General features: G+C 59.6%; 12 protein-coding genes. 9 read left to right on the forward strand and 3 right to left on the reverse strand.

Going from position 1 to position 19,464, the window contains the following annotated elements; genetic code table 11:
* Positions 1–43: 43 nt before the first annotated feature.
* Positions 44–1,396, reverse strand: a complete 1,353-nt coding sequence (locus RBB75_RS12885; RefSeq protein ID WP_353068298.1) for a hypothetical protein — start codon at positions 1,394–1,396, stop codon at positions 44–46.
* A gap of 180 nt (positions 1,397–1,576) precedes the next feature.
* Between RBB75_RS12885 and ald the strand changes: the two genes are divergently transcribed.
* The 3 genes from ald (at position 1,577) to RBB75_RS12900 (ending at position 6,741) form a co-directional block, all read left to right on the forward strand.
* The gene (gene ald / locus RBB75_RS12890; protein WP_179637164.1) at positions 1,577–2,689 is read left to right on the forward strand and encodes an alanine dehydrogenase; all 1,113 of its coding nucleotides are present in this window, start codon (positions 1,577–1,579) and stop codon (positions 2,687–2,689) included.
* Between the two features lie 66 nt (positions 2,690–2,755).
* Entirely contained in the window at positions 2,756–5,374 is a 2,619-nt protein-coding gene (locus tag RBB75_RS12895; protein ID WP_353068299.1) for a sensor histidine kinase, read from the forward strand.
* Positions 5,371–6,741, forward strand: coding sequence for a sigma-54-dependent transcriptional regulator (locus RBB75_RS12900; RefSeq protein WP_179637168.1), 1,371 nt, complete (start codon positions 5,371–5,373; stop codon positions 6,739–6,741). The genes RBB75_RS12895 and RBB75_RS12900 overlap by 4 nt, the downstream gene beginning before the upstream one ends.
* A gap of 154 nt (positions 6,742–6,895) precedes the next feature.
* Here the strand turns inward: RBB75_RS12900 and era are convergent, their stop codons facing one another.
* Entirely contained in the window at positions 6,896–7,945 is a 1,050-nt protein-coding gene (era, locus tag RBB75_RS12905) for a GTPase Era (protein ID WP_179637169.1), read from the reverse strand.
* A gap of 59 nt (positions 7,946–8,004) precedes the next feature.
* Between era and RBB75_RS12910 the strand changes: the two genes are divergently transcribed.
* A complete protein-coding gene (locus tag RBB75_RS12910) occupies positions 8,005–9,165 on the forward strand; it encodes an alpha/beta hydrolase (RefSeq protein WP_353068300.1) in 1,161 nt (386 codons plus the stop codon).
* Between the two features lie 15 nt (positions 9,166–9,180).
* Here the strand turns inward: RBB75_RS12910 and RBB75_RS12915 are convergent, their stop codons facing one another.
* Positions 9,181–9,810, reverse strand: coding sequence for a cytochrome P460 family protein (locus RBB75_RS12915; protein WP_179637173.1), 630 nt, complete (start codon positions 9,808–9,810; stop codon positions 9,181–9,183).
* 152 nt (positions 9,811–9,962) lie between these two features.
* On the opposite strand from RBB75_RS12915, the gene mreC reads away from it, so the two are divergent.
* The 5 genes from mreC to RBB75_RS12940 all read left to right on the forward strand — a co-directional run bounded on the left by mreC (position 9,963) and on the right by RBB75_RS12940 (position 19,319).
* Positions 9,963–11,273, forward strand: coding sequence for a rod shape-determining protein MreC (gene mreC, locus RBB75_RS12920; RefSeq protein ID WP_179637175.1), 1,311 nt, complete (start codon positions 9,963–9,965; stop codon positions 11,271–11,273).
* Between the two features lie 18 nt (positions 11,274–11,291).
* Positions 11,292–11,816, forward strand: coding sequence for a rod shape-determining protein MreD (mreD, locus tag RBB75_RS12925; protein ID WP_179637176.1), 525 nt, complete (start codon positions 11,292–11,294; stop codon positions 11,814–11,816).
* A gap of 87 nt (positions 11,817–11,903) precedes the next feature.
* Positions 11,904–13,850: a penicillin-binding protein 2 gene (gene mrdA, locus RBB75_RS12930; RefSeq protein WP_353068301.1), complete on the forward strand. Its 1,947-nt coding sequence runs from the start codon at positions 11,904–11,906 to the stop codon at positions 13,848–13,850.
* 12 nt (positions 13,851–13,862) lie between these two features.
* Entirely contained in the window at positions 13,863–14,963 is a 1,101-nt protein-coding gene (gene rodA, locus RBB75_RS12935) for a rod shape-determining protein RodA (RefSeq protein WP_353068302.1), read from the forward strand.
* A gap of 576 nt (positions 14,964–15,539) precedes the next feature.
* The gene (locus RBB75_RS12940; protein ID WP_353068303.1) at positions 15,540–19,319 is read left to right on the forward strand and encodes an Rne/Rng family ribonuclease; all 3,780 of its coding nucleotides are present in this window, start codon (positions 15,540–15,542) and stop codon (positions 19,317–19,319) included.
* Positions 19,320–19,464: the final 145 nt, after the last annotated feature.

Raw genomic sequence — 19,464 nt, forward strand, 5'->3', positions numbered from 1 at the left:
TATTTCAGCACCTAACCTAACCAGTAAGCATGCCTCTTCCGTGTTAGTTCCGTTCTGGTTCACACAGCAGCCGACAGCAGAAGAGCGCCGAGGGATAGATGAGAATGCTGACGTGCCGGGTGTAGGCGAAGCCGACCAGGAAGGGAAGGGTGGAGGCTGCGACCAGGGCAAGAAAAGTAGCCGCCTCCACGCGCAACCATCGGTCTGCTGGTGGACGGTGTCGAAGCAGAAGAAAGATTGAACTGGCGGTCGCGATCCAGAAGATCAACCTGAAGGCGAGCATTCCGGCGATTTCGATCAGCCGTCGACCCCCTAAACTTGCGGTGGAACCGTATTTTTCGAGTGAAAAGAAGAGGATCTTCAGCTTGCGAGCATCTCCTGACAGCGTCTCCTGGGGATGAGTCCGCAGGTACTCGAACGCCGATCGCAGGTGATAGTCGTTGAAGCTCCACTCGTCCGGGAAACTTACTCCGCGGTTCAGTTCAAAGTCGTACCAGTCGAGCGAGTCGCCGTGCGGCGGCGGGTAGTTTCGTAGAAAGCCTGCGTTGTTGCCTTTGTGCAGATTGATTCCGTCGAAGCTGGTTCCCAAGCTGTATCGGCCGCTGGCGTGATGCTGATGCAGCGCCCACCCGAGAGGAGCTGCCGCAACCAGCAGGAGGACGAGCCAACGCAGGCTTGTCTGCTTCTCTAAAGCGAGGAAGCCTGCCAACAGAACCAGCACGGCAAGTTGCATTCCGCTCTTCGAGAGGTAAAGCCCATCGAGCGCCGCCGCGAACAATAGAGCCCTGTGAGTGCCGTGCAGGCTTGCCGTTCCAACGGTTCTCCGTCCGGGCTGGCCGAAGAACAGAATTGCCGCGCCCAGCGCCAGAAAGCTGTAGGAGAAGCCTTCGTCTACCTGCAGATTGGTTACGTCGGCCAGAAACGCCGGAATCAAAAACGGAACGAGAAGCAGCAGGATCGTCAACGCTCTGCGACCGGGCGGCTGCGGCAGACAACACCATGCGAGATAGAGGGCGAACTCGACCGGCAACAACAGGAGGATTGTCTTGAAGCAGACGACTGGAATATAGCGATCGCCCAGGAGTCGAATGCCTGAGGCAACGACGACTGCGGTAGCCGGCATGCGCGCGGCGTGGAAGCAGATGGGATTGCCGCGGGTTCCCATCTCTTCGGTGCAGACTGTGATACCGCCGCCGGTCAGCAGGCTGCGCGTGGTTGGCCCGACGAAGTTGGTAATAGAGAAGAGCGACTTGTTTGCGCGGGTATGATCGAGTGCCCATACTGTGGCCAGCGAAAGGAGTACGGGAACGAGGAGCAGGACCAGCAGCAGACGACGGTCTCGCCTGGTCTGGTCTAACTCGATTGAGTTTAAATCGCCTGGGACGATTGCCCGCATCTGCCCAATCTAATCGAAGTTGAGCCGGATGCTACGTTTGGTCTCCGCTTTCCTGATGGGGTCCTCGCCTGGGTTCGCTTGTGGAAGCGAACTATGGGAAGCTTCTCATGTTGCTGTGACATCGTTTCGGCGCAAATAGATACAATCGAAGGCAGCATCAAGCAAAGTGGAGACAGACGAATGATTATTGGTGTGCCAAAGGAAGTTAAGGATCACGAGAGCCGCGTCGGGGTGACCCCGGCGGGCGTGAAAGCACTGGTCGAGGCAGGACACAAGGTTCTCGTGGAGCATGATGCAGGCGCGCTGTCGGCTATGCCGGACGACGAGTACCAGTCCGCGGGCGCCGAGATTGTTGGCTCGGCCTACGATGTGTGGCGGCTGGCGGAGATGGTCGTCAAGGTGAAGGAGCCGGTCGAGAAGGAGTACAAGAACTTTCGCGAGGGGCTGGTACTTTTCACATATCTCCATCTGGCTCCGCTGAACGATCTGACGGACGCACTGCTTCACTCGAAGGTGACGGGGATTGCATATGAGACGGTTCGCGATCGCGCGGGCACGCTGCCGCTGCTGACTCCGATGAGCGAGGTTGCTGGACGCATGAGCGTGCAGGTTGGCGCAGCTTATCTTGAGAAGGAGCATGGTGGGCGCGGAGTTCTGCTGGGCGGCGTTCCGGGTGTGCCTCCGGGGAATGTCTGCGTTATTGGCGGCGGTATTGTGGGGACGAACGCCGCGAAGATTGCGCTGGGCATGGGCGCGAAGGTGACGCTGATCGATTTGAATTTGAATCGGCTGCGCGAGTTGGATGACATCTTTGGCGGACGGATCTATACGGTTGCGTCGAACAGCTACAACATTGAGCATGCGGTTCGGGAGGCTGATCTGGTGATCGGCGGCGTTCTGATTCCGGGTGCGGCTGCGCCGAAGATCGTGACTAAGGCGATGGTGGCGAAGATGAAGAAGGGCGCGGTGATCGTGGATGTGGCTATCGACCAGGGCGGCTGCATCGAGACGGCGCACCCGACGACACACTCGAATCCTTCTTATGAAGTGAACGGCGTGGTGCACTACTGCGTGACGAATATGCCTGCCGCGGTGCCGAATACCTCGACGCTTGCGTTGACGAATGCGACGTTTCCTTGTGTGCTGAAGCTGGCGCGGCTGGGGGCGAATGCGGCGATCAGCGAAGACAAGGGCATTGCCGAGGGCGTGAATACGTTCAACGGCGTGCTGACGTATGGTGCGGTGGCGCAAGCGCAGAAGCGTGAGTGGCAGGCGGTTGCGAAGCTCGTTTAGCTGCTGCGGTATGGGCGATCGACGAGCGTGTGGCCGCATATAATCGGGGGACTTAGGAGGGCGGGCATGGGCGCGACTGCGAACCGGCGAAAGATTTGGATCGTGGCTCTGGGGACGTGCCTGCTTATCCTCTTTGTGGCGCTGGCGACGCTGAATGCGTTTAATACGCAGCTGCCAAAGCCCGCGAGTACGCAGCAGACGGTCATCTTTACGGGGCTGTCGATTGTGGCTTTTCTTCTGTTTGTTGCGGTGCTGCTGCTGCTGGTCCGCAATGTGTTGAAGCTGTATGCGGACCAGCGCAGCCGGGTGATGGGGACGCGTCTGCGCACGCGGATGTTGTGGGGCGCGGTGCTGGTGAGCCTGGTTCCGATTGCTTCAATGTTTGCGTTCAGTTATCAGCTGATGAATCGCGCGGTGGATCGCTGGTTTACGCAGCCGGTGACGGATATGCGCGAAGACAGCAATAATATGGCGCTGGAGCTGGCGCACTATACGACGGCGAATGCTCGCGCTGAGGCGGATTCAATTGCTGCCAGTTTGCCGGCTGCGCCGGTGATTGCTCCTGTGGCCAAGGCGGCGGGTGGCGGTCGGGCGGGTGCTTCGGGCCGGGGTTCTGACCGGCGCTCGAACCGTGGGGCGTTGCCTGCGCATGCGGCGGCACCATCGGCTGTGTCTTTAGCTGTGTCTAGGAATCGCGAGGCGATCCATGATGTGCTGCGACAGCATGAGATCACACTGCAGAATGGCTTTGCGATCGTCTATCGCGAGGGCCGCGTAGTGGCTTCGTTTCATATGCCGCAGCGGGCTGGGACGACGGCGCAGGTCAAGGTGTGGCTTCCTGATCAGGTGGCCGGGGCCGATACGGATGAGTCGAGCGCCCAGAGACAAGCTGATCCTGTGGATGCTGCGATTTTGACTGCGGCGCAGCGCGTGGATCAGCCGGTTTTTTCTCTTGGCGCTACGGACTATGCGCTAGGCGCATCGACATTAAAACAGGGCGAGACTGTGGTGGTTGGTTTGCCGATGCCGTTTGGGATGGCGGCGACGATGACGAATCTGCGCAAGGCGGCGGATGCGTACTGGGTGCTCTACAGCGAGCGGCGGCAGATCCGTGATCTTTATATGCTGCTGCTGATGATGATGACGAGCCTTGCGCTGTTTGCGTCGTGCTGGCTGGCGCTGCATCTGTCGAAGCAGGTGACTAAGCCGGTGGAGGCGCTGGCGGATGCGATGGAGGCGATCGCGCAGGGGGATTACGGCCATCGCGTGCAGGAGAGCGCGACCGAAGAGCTGGGGGAGCTGGTGCGCAGCTTCAACCACATGGCGGCCGATCTTGAGGGCAGTCGACGCGCGGTGGAGGAGTCGACGGTGCAGCTCAGCGCGGCGAATACGGCGCTGGAGGCCAGGCGCGGCGAGCTTGAGACGATGCTCGAGACGATTCCGAATGGTGTGGCGACGCTCGATACCGATCGGCGCATTATTCTTGCCAACCGGGCGCTTAGCGAGATGATGGACCCGGGCGGGCAGAGGCCGTTCTATGGGCTGGTGATGGAGGAGGTCTTTCCGCCTGAGGTGTCTGAGGTGCTTGATCGTCTGATTAAACGCAGTCATCGCATGGGGTCGGCGTCGAGTGAGATTGAGATTCCTGGTTTTCCTCAAAGCTCGGGCGACAGGTTTGGCGGGACGATGAACCTGCTGGCTACGGTTGCTCTGCTGGAGATGCCGGCGGCTACGGAACGGATGCGCCGGGAGCATCAGGGCTATGTGATTGTGCTGGAAAACGCGACGGAGCTGCTGCGAGCGCAGAAGCAGTCGGCGTGGAAGGAGGTGGCGCGGCGTGTGGCGCACGAGATTAAGAATCCGCTTACTCCGATCAGTCTTAGCGCAGAACAGATTCGCCGGCATATTGACCGCCTTGCGCGCGCTGTCGCTGAGGCCACGTCTGTCAGCGCTCCGGAGTCGCCGTCGATCGCTGTCATTCGCCGATGCTCGGAGGTCATTACCTCTTCGGTTGAGAGTATGCGGTCGCTGGTCGATCAGTTTGCCGCGCTCGCGGAGTTTCCGACGGCTCGGCCAAAGCCTGCGGACCTCAACACGATTGTGGAGAACTCACTCGCGCTGTTTGCTGGACGGATGCAGACGGTCCGCATCGTGCGCAAGATGAGCATCGACCTGCCGCTGGTGATGGCGGACCCGGAGGCGCTGAAGCGGGCGCTTGGCAACCTCATCGACAATGCCGCCGAGGCGATGCAGCAGAGCCTCTATCGCGAGCTGCAGATCAGCACGTGTTTGCTGGAGAACGGGATGGTCGAGCTTGCCATTGCAGACAGCGGCTCCGGTCTCACCGATGACATGCGCGAGCGCCTCTTTCTGCCGTATTTTTCTACCAAGCAGCGCGGCACGGGACTTGGACTGGCGATTGCCGCGAAGATAATCCAGGAGCACCAGGGCACGATCCGCGCGGAGAAGAATGAGCCTGCGGGTGCAAGATTCATCATCGAACTGCGACCGGCCCTCTCGACCGACAGCGACCCGGACGCGCCGGCGGCCTTCAGTGGATTCGCCACGCCGCAGAACGGCCATGCTGCAGTGGCTGCAGTTGAATCTGCTATAGAGCTTCCAGTTCACGGCGACACAAAAGCACAGGACGACTTAGCCTCCACCCTCCCCAGAGGCCCCCAATGAACCATGTACTGATCGTCGACGACGAAGCCGAGATTCGCGAGTCGCTCGAAAGCATTCTTCGTGAAGAGGATTACCTCGTCACCACTGCTGCTACTGCGCGTGAAGCTCTCGAGCTGCTTCGGGATGCTGCCTACGACGTGGTTCTGCTCGATATCTGGTTGCCGGATCGTGACGGTCTCGATACTTTGACCGAGATTCGGCAGATGGAGTCGAGCAACGTGCCAGAGGTTGTCATCATCAGCGGCCACGGCACGATCGAAGCTGCGGTGCGCGCTACGAAGCTTGGGGCCTATGACTTTCTTGAGAAGCCTCTCTCGCTCGATCGCACACTGATCGTGCTGAAGAATGCGATGAAGGCTCGCCAAATGCGCGAGGACAACCAGGAGTTTTCGCGCCAGCTTACAAAGGGGACGGTGACGGGGAACTCTGTTCCGATGAAGGCGCTGCGCCAGCAGATCAAGCTGATGGCGCCCACAAACGGGCGCGTGCTGATCTATGGAGAGTCCGGGGCAGGGAAGGAGCTTGTCGGCAGGGCGATGCATGCGGAGAGCCTGCGCAAGGACCGGCCTTTTGTGGAACTCAACTGTGCGGCGATCCCGGAGGATTACATCGAGAGCGAGCTCTTCGGCTATCGCCACGGTGCGGTGCCTGGCGGTCCGACCGAGAAGCGCGGAACGTTTGAGCGCGCGGATGGAGGCACACTCTTCCTCGATGAGGTGGGCGATATGAGCTTGAAGACGCAGGCCAAAGTGCTGCGGGCGCTCGATGAGCAGCGGTTTTTGCCGGTTGGCGCGTCGCATCCTGTGCACGTCGATGTGCGGGTTATTGCAGCAACGAATAAGGACCTTGAAGAGGAGATTGCTCGCGGTAACTTTCGCGAAGATCTGTTCTATCGACTGAATGTCATTCCGTTTTTTGTGCCGCCTCTGCGCGACCGCAAGGAGGATATTCCTCTGTTGGTCAAAGAGTTTCTGCAGCAGTTCGGTGCGGAGTATGGCCGTCCTCATGTTGAGATGACCGAGGATGCGCTGGCTGCTTTGAAGCAGTACCACTGGCCGGGCAACGTGCGCGAGCTGCGCAATCTCGTCGAGCGCGTGCTGATCCTGAACCCGAAGACGCAGCGGATTGAGCGCAAACATCTGCCGATGCTGGTTTATCGTGACTCGGCTAAGGACTCCAACAAGGCTAATGGACGCGAGGAGTTCACCAGCCTGCTGCAGGCGCGTGAGGCGTATGAGCGCGACTACATCTTGAAAAAGTTAGATGAGTTTCATGGCAATGTCAGTCGCGCCGCCGAGGGGTTGGGTCTTGAACGTAGCCATCTGTATCGCAAGATGAAGGCTCTGGGCGTTAGCGTGAAGGAGTGAGTGTTTGTGCGAGGGGGTAGAGACTGTAAACGCAGATTCCCTTCGGGAATGACAACCAGAAAAGGCAATGGCAGAAGCAGATTCCCTTAGGGAATGACAACAAGAGGGGCAGCGGCTGAAGCAGATTTATTCGGGAATGATACTTTGTCTGCTGTTACTTTTCTTCTGCGGCTTGCTTTGCGGCGATCTCTTCGAGTTGGCGGCGCCAGTCGAGGTCTTCGACGAAGCCGCGGCTGGAGCGCCACTCTTCCTGAACTTTGACGAAGAGTTCGAGGAAGACGCGGGTGCCGAGGAGCGATTCGATGTCTTTGCGGGCTGCGGTGCCGATGCGCTTCAGCATCTCGCCCTGCTTGCCGATGAGGATCGCCTTTTGTCCGGTGCGTTCGCAGAAGATCGCGGCTGAGACCTTCGTCACTGGCAGTTTGCCGTCCTTCGTCTTTTTCATGGACGCGGGCTCTTCGAACTTCTCGATGACGACTGCGGTGGCGTAGGGGACCTCTTCGCCGGTGAGCATGAGAATCTTTTCGCGGATGAGTTCAGCGACGAGGAAGCGCTCCGGTTGGTCGGTCAGTTGATGCTTGGGGAAGTAGCGCTGGCCCTCTTTGAGTTGGCCGACGATCTTCTCGAGGAGAAGATCGAGGCCCTCCTTCTTGCGGGCTGAGATGGGAATCACATCGGCGAAGGGATGAAGCGTGGACCAGTGCGCGATCAGCGGGAGCAGGTCTTTCTTGGGGATCGCGTCCATCTTGTTAAGGACGAGGATGACGGGACATTCGAGCTTTTTGATCAGCGAGAGGGCGAAGTCGTCTTCAGCGGCGGACATGCCCATGCGGCCTGTGGCTTTTCCGCTGTCTTTCTCTCCCAGGGCCTTTGGCAGGCGGTGGGTCACGTCGACGATAAACAGGACGGCGTCGCGCGACTCCAGCGCATCGTGAACCTCCTGCATCATCCTTTTGTCGAGCTGCGTGTCGGGCTTGTGGATGCCGGGTGTGTCGACCAGAACGACCTGCGCGGCGGGATGTCCGGGCTCGCCTTTGGCTTTCTTCTTCAGGGGAACTTCGAGAACGCCGTGGATGCGGGTGCGCGTCGTCTGCGGCTTGTGTGTGACGATAGCCAGCTTCTGCCCGAGCAGGGCGTTCAGCAGAGTGGATTTGCCCGCGTTGGGGCGACCGATGATGGAGACGAAACCGGAGCGAAAGGCCATTCTCCTTATTATGCGCTGTTGCGGTGCCGTAGTTCGTAAGCTCGGCTAAACTGACTCGTATGAACTTCACCAAACTGCGGACTGCTCGCAGATTCGCTCGAGGTCTGGCCCTGTTATCCACTGTCACCGCGCCGCTGTTTCTTTCGGCTCAAGCTGTCAAACCGTTCTCTTCAATCGAGGTTCACTCGGACCGGACGGTGACCTTCGCCTATAAGGATGCCGCGGCCGGCAAGGTGGAGCTCGTGGTGGGCGGGTTGCCGAAGAAGTTGCCCATGAAGAAGGATGCGGCGGGCACCTGGACGGTGACGACGCCGGCGCTGGCGCCCGAGATCTATGGATATCACTTCGAGGCGGACGGCGACTTCCGGCTGGACCCTGCCAATCCGGATACGACGATTAACCTAGTGGATATAGCGAATGAGCTAATAGTACCGGGCGATACGCCGCAGCTGTGGGAGATGACCAACGTTCCGCACGGCGTTCTGCACCACTACAACTACACGACGAATATTGTTCTGGGGCTGCCGCAAAATCAGAGCCGGTACTACGTGTACACGCCGCCGGGCTATGATCCGAAGGCTCCTCAACCTTATCCGGTGCTCTATCTGCTGCACGGATGGAGCGACTCGGACTCGGGCTGGACGGCGGTGGGTCGAGCGGATCTGATGCTCGACAATCTGCTGGCGCAGGGCAAGATCAAGCCGATGGTGGTGGTGATGCCGCTGGGCTACGGGGATATGTCGTTCCTGCACCAGTTTCATGTATGGGAGGATCCTGCCGCTATCGATCGCAACACGGATCTGTTTACCAAGGCGCTGCTTACGGAGGTGCTTCCTCGTGTCGAGGCGGAGTACCACGTGTCGAAGGATCGGAAGGATCGGGCTATCGTTGGACTGTCCATGGGCGGGCTCGAAAGCCTGTCGATCGGGCTGTCGCATACGGACAAGTTTGCGTGGGTGGGGGGATTCAGCTCGGCCGTGCACAATCTTAACTACGAGACCAAACTGGCTGCGCTCGATCCCAGGACGGCGGACCTTCGCCTGCTGTGGGTAGCGTGTGGGACGGAGGATTCGCTGATCGAGCCGAACCGGAAGCTGGTGGAGTTTCTCAAGAACAAGAAGATGGCGGTCAAGCAGATTGAGACTCCTGGGTATCACACGTGGATGGTGTGGCGGGATAACTTGAGCCAGTTTGCGCCGCTGCTGTTTCAGTCGAAGTAAGCTGCTGGGAGAGCGTTATTTGCCTGTTGGAGATGCGTTGACCTCTTTGAGGTAGGCCGGGCTTAGTGTGCCTTTAGTCTTTGCGAGTGCCAGAAGAGTTGGGTAGAACTGGACGAATGTCGTGTCTACGGCGGCGTGCGCCTCGTGGCATTGGTAGCAGGAGCCGGGTCGAGCCACCACTTTGGCGGTGCCTTTAGGGGCGTCGAACTCGAAGAAGCCCCAGCCGCCTTCGAGCTTTGCATCCTTGACGTGCAGCTCGATTCCCATGATCTCTGACGACTGGGTGTGGCCGCTCTGGTTGATCGAGCTGGCCCCTTCAGCACCGCGAATCTCGAGCACGAGCACGGTCTTGTCGGGCCAGGCTCCGGTTTGAAGAAAGGCTCGATAGGAGCTGGGGTTGACGAAGACGTTGTCGAAGGTGGAGTGGCCCGGCATGGAGTGGCCCGGCATGGACGGCTTAGGGCTGTAGCTCATGTCGAGGCCAGAGCTGAGGAAGACCCACTCGCGGTAGTGCTCGGGCATCTTGAACTGGCCGTCTGCCGTGTAGTTTTGGCCGATTGCCTCAACGGTGTCGGGGTAGGACCGGACTGTCTCCTGTTGGGGGAGGATGGTAACCAAAAGTAGTAGAAGCGCGGAACGCAGCATGGGTTAACCTCGATAAATCGGATTCAGGGTCTCATGTCCTCCTGCGGTTCGGGCAGCAGATTTCGTTCTTGAGGAGAAGAGAAAAGTTGGCCTCCGCATCCAGCACGCCACCTCCGTCTGCGCTTAACTTCGCGGATAATCAGTGCTAGCGCATGGAATCTTTCTTCACACGGTTTAAAAACGTCCTGGTGCTGGTGGCGATTCTGTTGGCCCAGACGATCGGGCTCGCGGTGCAGGTTCGCCGTCCGGTCGAATCGGGCGCACCGGACAGCAGCAAGGTTACGCTTATTCGCTACTGGGCTGTCTCGGTGGTGACGCCGTTTGAGCGGTTTTTTCATGGGATCGGTTATACCTTTCGCCACGGCTGGTCGAACTATGTGGATCTTCGCCATACCAAGCAGGAGAACCACGATCTTCAGGAGCAGATTGCGCGGCTGCGGCTGGAGCAAGCCTCCTTCGCCGAAGACGCCATGCAGGGACATCGGCTACAGGCCATGCTGGACTTTCAGCAGCACTATGTTTCGACTACCGTTGCGGCGCAGGTGATCGGGACGAGCGGCAACGATCTCTCTCGCGTGGTCTATATCGATAAAGGCGCGAAGGATGGTCTCAAGGCAGATCAGGCGGTGATTACTCCGGACGGTATCGTCGGCAAGATCCGCGACGTCTTCCCGCATACCTCGCAGGTGCTGCTGATCAACGACCAGACCTCGGGGGCAGGCGTGCTGCTTGCGACCACGCGGATTCGTGCGATTCTTCGCGGCAGCACTACCGGCCAGATCCTCATCAATAATCTAACTCCGGACGATCGCATCAAGCCCGGCGAACAGGTGCTCAGTTCAGGCGGCGACCAGGTCTATCCGCGCGGACTTTCCGTCGGCACTATCGAGTCGATCAAGGTGGACCCGGATCACCAGCCTTACACACTCATCCAGCTTCGACCCGCGGCTAATCTGAATCAACTTGAGGAGGTTCTGGTGATCACCGGGACCCAGACCACGCTGCCCGTGGCGGCCCAGAGGGATCTGGTCGCAGGAGTGGAGACGGCCGAGGCGCAGGCAACTGCCAAACAGCTTGCGGATCAGCAGGCGGCTGAGGCTGCTGCGCGGTCGGCGGCTCAGATCGTGGCTGACCGTCTGCCCAGCATCCATGAGGGCGACGACGACACGACCAAGAAGGGGGATGCGACAACACCTGCTGCCAAGACTCCGCCCGTCAGCGTGGTTCCGAAGCCCCTTCCGACCCTCCACTCGGATCGTTATTCGCCGGGAGCAACGCCATCGGCAGCCAATCTCAAACCCGGGGCTCCAGAGGCGGCTAATCCGGTTGTGCCACAGACGCCGACGCCAGACACTACGACTCAACCCGCGACACCGAAGCCGGTCCAGCCGAAGCCTCGCAAACCTCAGCCTCCACCGGACTCGGCCCAGCCACAGACCCAGTCCCCTAACCCTCAGCCGTAGCAGTCTGCTAAAAACATCATGGCTACCCGCAGCTTTACATCCCGCCGAGAGCTAGAGCAGCACAGCTTTCCCTCCGCCGTTGCGTTGCTGGTTCCGCTGGGGGCGATCCTTCTGCAGGCGCTGCTACCTCGGCCCTTTCCGCGGCTTGCCATCCTCGACCTCCCCCTGATTGTGACCATCTTCTTTGCCGTCTCGCGCCGCAACCCCGTCGCCGGAACTCTTACCGGCGCGGCCATTGGGCTGCTTCAGGACGCCCTGACCGCACAGCCCATCGGGGTCAACGGCATGGCGAAGTCCGTTATCGGCTACATTGCGGCCAGCATCGGCATCCAGGTTGACGTGGAAAACCTCACGACGCGTATCCTCATCAACTTTGGCTTCTTTCTTATCAATAGCTTTCTGCTCTTTCTCATCAATCGCCGCCTGCTGGGGCTGACGAACTTCCACATCTATTGGGGCCACGAGTTTATCCGTGCCGCGATCAACACGGTGGTCGCGCTTCCCATCTTTTTTCTGCTGGATAACACCAAGCGCAACGACTGAAATGCGAAATCAACCGTCTACACAGTGCTTACGACACAACAGTGGTAGACACAGATCGTCAGCTCTCGCCGTAAACTGAGTTCAGCCATGCAAATGAGCCACCATATCGACCCGAACGACCTCGGCCCCAACGGAAGGGCTGAGAAGGTCTCTGCGGGAAAGCTTCATGCGGCCCAATATATTGTTGCGGGCATTCTGATCGTGCTGATTACCGGGCTCTGGCGCCTGCAGGTTCTGGGGGCGGACAACTTCCGCGCGCTCGCCGAAGCCAATCGCATTCGCAAGGTTCCTATCCTCGCTCCACGTGGCCGCCTCTTCGATCGCGAGGGCCGGCTGCTTGTCGACAACTATCCTTCGGTCTCCTGCTACCTGCTGCGTGAGCAGGTGAAAGACTTCGACGCCGATCTGCCTCTGATCTCGCAGGGTCTGCACATTCCCATCGAGCAGATTCAGGCCACGCTGCGTCGCTACCAGATCGCGCCGAAGTATCAGCCTATTCCGCTGAAACAGGACATCTCTCCCGACGAGCAGGCCTTCATCGCCGCGCATCGCGATGAACTCCCCGAGCTCGAAACTCTCGACGAGCAGCGCCGCCTCTACCCTCGCGACGGGTTTGCCGCGCACCTGATCGGGTATGTTGGCGAGGTTTCGGAGCAGATGCTCGACGACCCGCGTTATGCGTTTTATTCTCCCGGCGATGTGGTCGGGCGCTCCGGCGTGGAACAGACTTACGACTCTCTGCTTCGCGGGAAAGATGGCAGCCGCGATGTCATCGTCAATAGCCACGGCAAGGAGCTTGGGCACCTTGGGCAAGAGCTTGCCGTTCCCGGAAAAGACTTGAAACTCACCATCGATCTTGACCTCCAGATCGCCGCGGAAAAAGCTCTCGATGGCAAGAACGGCGCGATCGTCGCGATGGACCCTCACACCGGCGAGATTCTCGCGATGGTCTCGCGCCCGACCTACGATCCCAATCAGTTCTCCGTGCGCCTGACCAAAAACTACTGGAACGAGATCATCAATAATCCCGATCACCCGCTCCTGAACAAGAGCCTTCAGGCGCAGCTTGCTCCGGGCAGCACCTTTAAGATCATCATGTCAGTCGCGGGCCTGCAGGAGAATGTGGCGCAGACGATGCATGTAAGCTGCAACGGCGGTGCCGAGTTTTACGGCCACTTCTACGCTTGCGACAAACATCACGGTGCGGTGGACATCAACAACGCGATCCCGTACTCCTGCGACACCTTCTACTACACGCTCGCCAATCGTCTCGGTATCGACACGATCGCGAAGTACGCAACCTCCGTCGGGCTGGGTCAGAAGACCGGCATCGACCTACCCGATGAGGTTGCCGGTACGATGCCCTCTACAGCGTGGAAGCTGAAGACTCAGCATGACAAGTGGTTTGCGGGAGAGACGATTTCGGTTGGTATCGGTCAGGGTGCGGTGACCGCGACGCCGATGCAACTGGCGCGTGCGCTTAGCGGTATTGCCTCGGGTGGAGTTTTGCGGCGCCCTCACGTTGTGTTTGCCGATGAGGTTCCGTCTGACATGCAGCAGGCAATTCAGGAGTCCTTTCCCGGCTCCGGCGACGCGACCATCCCGCTGACCACGGAGAACTGGCAGCTGATCACCGACGCCATGGCGAACGTGACCAGCAGCCCGATCGGTACTGCTTACGCTGCGCACCTTGAAGGCGTCGACTTTGCAGGCAAGACCGGAACTGCTCAGGTGATCGGCCATGATGCTCTTGCCAAGACAAACAAGGGCCACAACACGGAGCCGAATGCGTGGTTTGTCGGCATGGCTCCGCGGCGCAATCCCGACATCGTCGTAGCGGTGCTCTGGGAGCATGGCAACTGGGGCAACAACTCGGCCAAGCTCGCCTCCCAAATCATTGACGCGTATGTGAACAAGCAGCGGAAGCTGGACAATAACATCCGTATCGCAGCGACACCTGAGCCCGCCAAGCCTGAACCTGCCAAGCCCACGAATCCCACCAGCGAAGCACCAACCGTACCGAGCGCTGAATAGGACAGACCAGCCATGCCCCGTTTCTCCTCCTACCGCGACTTCGACTGGGTCCTTCTTGGATTCGTGCTGCTGCTCTCGCTGATCTCGGTGCTTGAGATCAAGTCGGCTACGTTGCACACCAAGTTTCACGGCTTCGACCATAAGCAGATCCAGTTCCTTGCCGGTGGCATCTTCCTGATGTTTGTCATCTCCCTGATCGACTATCACCGGCTGATCGACATCGTCCACTGGGCCTATGGCGTTAGCGTGCTTTCGCTGATTGCTGTGCTGATCGTTGGGACCAAAGTCCTAGGCGGACGCCGCTGGATTAAATTTCCCGGTGGCATTCACTTTCAGCCGTCTGAGTGGGTGAAGTTGGTTCTAATCCTCGCGGTGGCCCGCTACTTCTGGGGGCTGGCAGGGAAGGAGCTTACGTGGGGCGACATTGGCAAGGCCGCGGCGATGGTCGTTGTCCCGATGGCACTCGTGCTTAAGCAGCCGGACCTTGGGACTGCGTTGACCTATCTGCCAATCTTGATCTGCGGGTTGTTTCTTGGCGGCATTCGCGTCAAGCAGGTTGGTTTGGTGGTGCTTGCGCTGGCGCTTATCGGTGGTGTCGCGTGGAAGAGCGGCAAGCACCTGAAGCCGTACCAGCAGGCGCGCATCAACGCTTTTATGGATCCCGACTCCGACCCTCGCGGCTCCGGCTACCAGATTCGCCAATCTCTGATCGCGGTCGGCTCAGGCGGCATCTGGGGCAAGGGCGCGAACAAGGGGTCCCAGACCCAGGGCGATTTTCTCCCCATTCCTTATACGGACTTTATCTTCGCGGCCTTCTGCGAAGAGCACGGCTTTGTGGGTGCCATCGGGGTTCTGCTGCTCTACTTCCTTATTCTTATGCGTCTGATTCAGAACGCCCAGACCGCCTCCGATCTACCCGGCAGCTTCATCATCATGGGGGTGGTCGCAGTGATCGTCTTTCAGATTGCCGTTAACGTTGGCATGGTTGTGGGCCTGATGCCGGTTACGGGGATTCCTCTGCCGCTGCTGAGCTATGGCGGCTCGTCGGTACTGTTTACTTTTCTGTCGCTTGGGATCGTGATGAACATCCGCATGCGACGGTTCGTGAACTAGTGGATTGGAAGGGGTTACAGTTAGACAATAAAGGAATGTGAATGCCGTGTGGCTTTTGCAGCGGCTTTAGTGCAATACTGTTAGCAACACCTGTTCGGCTGTAGATGCCGCACAGTGTACCCCGCTACTCGGGCGCACGGTCGCCAGTCAGCGGCAACAAAAGACTTTTTAGAAGAAAAGGCCGGCCAGCCAGAGACATCGATCCGTTGGCCGGACAGGTTTTAGGGAATGATTGCATCCGGATGGCGAACGGCCCCGCCTCAAATCTCTGATTTTGAGGTTGTTCTGGTCACAAACTCCGTATGTTTCGAATTGCTTGAAGCATCCCCCCGTGTCCCCGATCTACCCGGTATTGCCCTAGCCGCGCTCCACTTGAGCGTAGCAGCTGCATCTAGGGCAGAGCTGTACTCCTACCTCGCACCGGTCGTCGAGTCTTGTTCACGAGCTTCCGCAGCCCGTAATCTGTCCGCTCCACGGTGAGCCAAACCTGCCCTCCGGGTCAGGCGAACTCCCGATTGTTCTCTGTTGCGTCTGCCGCTCGAACCTCTTAGAGGCCGGGCAGAAAGAGCACAGCGAATGTCGAAAGAAATTTATATCTCCAGTACCCCTCACGAGACTCGTCTCGCCATCGTCGAAAATGACGATCTAACCGAAATTTATTACGAGCGCGAGAATGAATACACTCTCGCTGGATCCATCTATAACGGTAAAGTCACCCGCGTTCTGCCAGGCATGCAGTCCTCCTTCGTGGATATCGGCCTCGAGCGCGACGCCTTCCTCTACATCACGGACTTTATGGAGGAAGCCGGCGATTCGGCTGACTTCGATACCAACGGCGACTCCGTCCGCCGCTCCGAAGGCCGCCGCAACGACCGTGGCGACCGCAACGGCAGCCCCAGCCCCACCACCATCGAAGGCACGGTAGCCAGCCCTCCGGATCGGCTCGGCCAGACCAGCGACTCCGGGGTTCGCACCTCCGAGCGTACGGACCGCGGCGATCGCAATGATCGAGGCGGACGCAGCGACCGTGGCCGTGGCGGCAGAGGCCGTCGTGACCGCGGTGGCAACCGTGACCGTCAGCCTGTTGCAGATCCTCTCGCGCCTGCTTCGCCGGACGATACCTTCAACGCACCCGCGGCCGACTTTCTTTCTGCCGATCAGCCGACTGAAAATGCCATCGACCGAAACGACGCGGGCGAGATTGGCGAAGGAGCGCCTGGCGCTGACGGCAGCCGCCGCTGGCGTGGCCGCCGCGGCCGTCGCCGTGGCCGAGGCCCTGGGCAGCGCGACGAGTCGCCGAACGTCGCCAGCGCCACTCCGGATAACGTCACCAGTGAAGCCGCCTATGACGAAGAATCTTTCGACATCGACGGAGCTGCCGCACCTGTCGCGCCTGCCAGCAGCACGACTGCACCGATCGCCTCTGCGTATAGCGCCCCCGAGACAAGCACCTCTTCTCCGGAGAACGCGGACCGTGGCAATCGCGACCGGGTTAACGACCGTAGTGCGCGCAATGATCGCGGAGACCGTAATCGTGGAGGCCGCAACGACCGTGGCAACCGTGGGGATCGTGGCGGACGTGACCGCGAGCCACGCGTCCCTCGCGGCTTTGCTCCCAAGACTGCGCTCTACGGCGTGGACGACGCACCCGCCTACGATCAGGCTCCGGAGCTCAACGCCAATGCGCCCGAGCCCATCGTTCTCCCTGGCGAGTCGCTCTCAAAGTACCGCAAGGGCGGCGAGGAGCCAGTAGTCACATCGTCCAAGCCTACTGAGACCAACGTCATCATTCCATCCGCGCCTGAGTTCAGCATCCCGGAAGGCTGGGACGGCGGTTCGACTCTCCCGGGCGAGTCTCTCTCACGCCATCGTCGCAATGAACCCCGCACAGAGAGCCGCAACCAGCCCCGCGCAGAGCATCGCCAGGTGGCTCGCACCGACTACCGAAATAACAGTCCTGCGCCTTCTCTGCCTCGCGCCGAAGTCATTCGCGAAGCAGATGGATTCAGCGTTGGCGAGACGATTGAGGAGCAGCCGGAGGTTCTTTTCGCAGCGCATCCCGACCACACCTCGAACGAACAACCACAGCACGAGACACCAGCCGTGCCCGTCGAGTATGAACCCACCGACGCCTCTGCCTCCTACCGCCTCGATCCCGCAGCTCCCAGCGAGTATCGCCAGAGCGCGCCTGTGCTCGATGCGCCTGAGGAGGTTCTCGCAGAGACTCATGCCGAGCCGCAAGCTCACGATCACAGCGCGGCCCACAGCATCACGCCTGCTCCGGGTGAGCATGTTGCGCAGCTTCACACCGAGCCTGCGCACGCCGCCTACGAACCATTTGACTGGCAGACCCCGGCCGCAACCCATGTTGAGCCTGAAGTCTTCGCCGAGACGGCTCCCGCGCCGCACGAGCTGACCACGCTTCACGCCACCGGCGAGATGCACTCTGAGGCTCCGGTCGCGATCTTTACGCCCGAGCATGCCACCGAAACTGTCTCACCGATTGAGCACGAGACTGCCGTCGCGAATCCAGCCGATAACGTCGTCGCAGACCAGGCGGCTCCGCAGCACTTCGCGCCTGGCATCGGCTCGCTGGAGGAGGAGACGCTCGACGAGGAAGACTTCAGCACCACCCTTCACGCCAGCTCCATCGAAGAGATGGACGACTTTGAGGAAGAAGAGACTCTTGAAGGCGCAGCCGATCTTGGCACCATGATCCGCGAGATGTCCATCGACCAGATCACGCGCTCCGGCAACGTGGACGAGGAAGAGGAGGACGACCTCGAAGAAGAGGACGCCATCTACGATCCTCTCGTCGGGGATCTTGAGGACACGGAGGAAGAAGATCTCGACGAGTCTGACACCGAAGAGGATGTTCTGCATGAAGAGTTCGTGGAAGGCGACGAAGCAGCTGCCAATGGCTTCGATCAAGCGCAGGCTGGTACTGCAGCTCCCACAACTGATCGCAATCGCGACCAGGACCGTGGTCGTGGCCGACGCGATGGTCGACGTGATGGCCGCCGCGGAGACCGCTATGGCCGCAGCAGTGATAGAAACGACCGCCCCCGCAACACCGGCGGCGCAGGCGACCGCGAGCGTGCCAGCGGTGGCCGCGATCGACGTGGTGGCCGCAGCTCGATGCAGTCCACTAATCTTCCGGCGATCAGCGAACTCCTCAAGCCGGGACAAGAGATCCTGGTTCAAATCGCCAAGGAACCCATCGCAAAGAAGGGTGCGCGTATCACGTCGCACATTGCATTGCCTGGCCGCTTCCTCGTCTTCATGCCGACCGTCAATCACACTGGCGTCTCCCGCAAGATCGAATCCGATGGCGAACGCCGACGTCTGAAGGAGATTCTGCTCAGCGAAAAGGGCGAGGCCTCGGGCGGGTTCATCGTTCGCACTGCCGCATCGGGAGCTAGCGAAGAGGAGCTTCGGTCTGACCTCCGCTTCCTCCTCAACCTCTGGGCTGATATCAAGCAGCGCTCCGAGTCCTCGAAGTCTCCCGCGCTGATCTATCATGATCTGAATCTCGTTGAACGCATCCTTCGCGATCAGGTTACGGACAACTTCTCCGCGATCTGGGTCGACAGCGAGAGCGAGTACGAGCGTGTTCTGCGCTTCCTGCAGCGCTTCCAGCCATCGCTGATTCGTCGCGTCAAGCTCTACACCAAAGAGACTCCACTCTTCGAGCAGTTCGGCATCACCGAAGAGATCAACAAGGCGCTCCGCTCCAAGGTGTGGCTTAAGTCCGGCGGCTCCATCGTCATCAACCAGACCGAGGCGCTCGTTGCAATCGACATCAACACCGGCAAGTTCGTCGGCAAGACGGCTCGCCTCGAAGACACCATCGTCAAGACCAACCTTGATGCGATCCCGGAGATCGTTCGTCAGATTCGCCTGCGCGATCTCGGCGGCATCATCATCATCGACTTCATCGATATGGACGAGCGCAAGAACCGTAACAAGGTGATGGCTGCTCTCGAAGAGGAGTTGAAGACCGATCGCGCTCCTTCGAAGGTTCTTCAGTTCAACGACTTTGGCCTGGTCGCGATCACTCGCAAGCGAGTGAAGCAGTCGCTCGAGCGTACGCTGTCCACTACCTGCAACATCTGCACCGGTACCGGCATGGTCAAATCGCCCGTCACCGTGTGCAACGACATCTACATCGAGATGCGCAAGATGCAGAAGCATCTCGACCGCGGCGATGTGATGCTTCGCGTCAACCCGGAGGTCGTCAAACAGCTCAAGGCTCCAGGCACCAAGTGGCTTCAGGAGATGGAGGAGATGGTCGGCAAGACGATCCTCGTCAAATCCGATCCCAGCCTGCACCCTGAGCAGTTCGACATTCACTAGACCGCTGTTTCGGAGAGCAATTACGGGCTTCAGCCTGTGGCGAAACTCCAAAAACAAGATCGAACCAAGGCATGAGATACTACGGGCGTCCAAACCATCAGGGCGCCCGTAACTATTCTTTCCTCAGTATCTTCTGGCCAACGTA

Source organism: Tunturibacter empetritectus (genome assembly GCF_040358985.1).
Taxonomy (GTDB): domain Bacteria; phylum Acidobacteriota; class Terriglobia; order Terriglobales; family Acidobacteriaceae; genus Edaphobacter; species Edaphobacter empetritectus.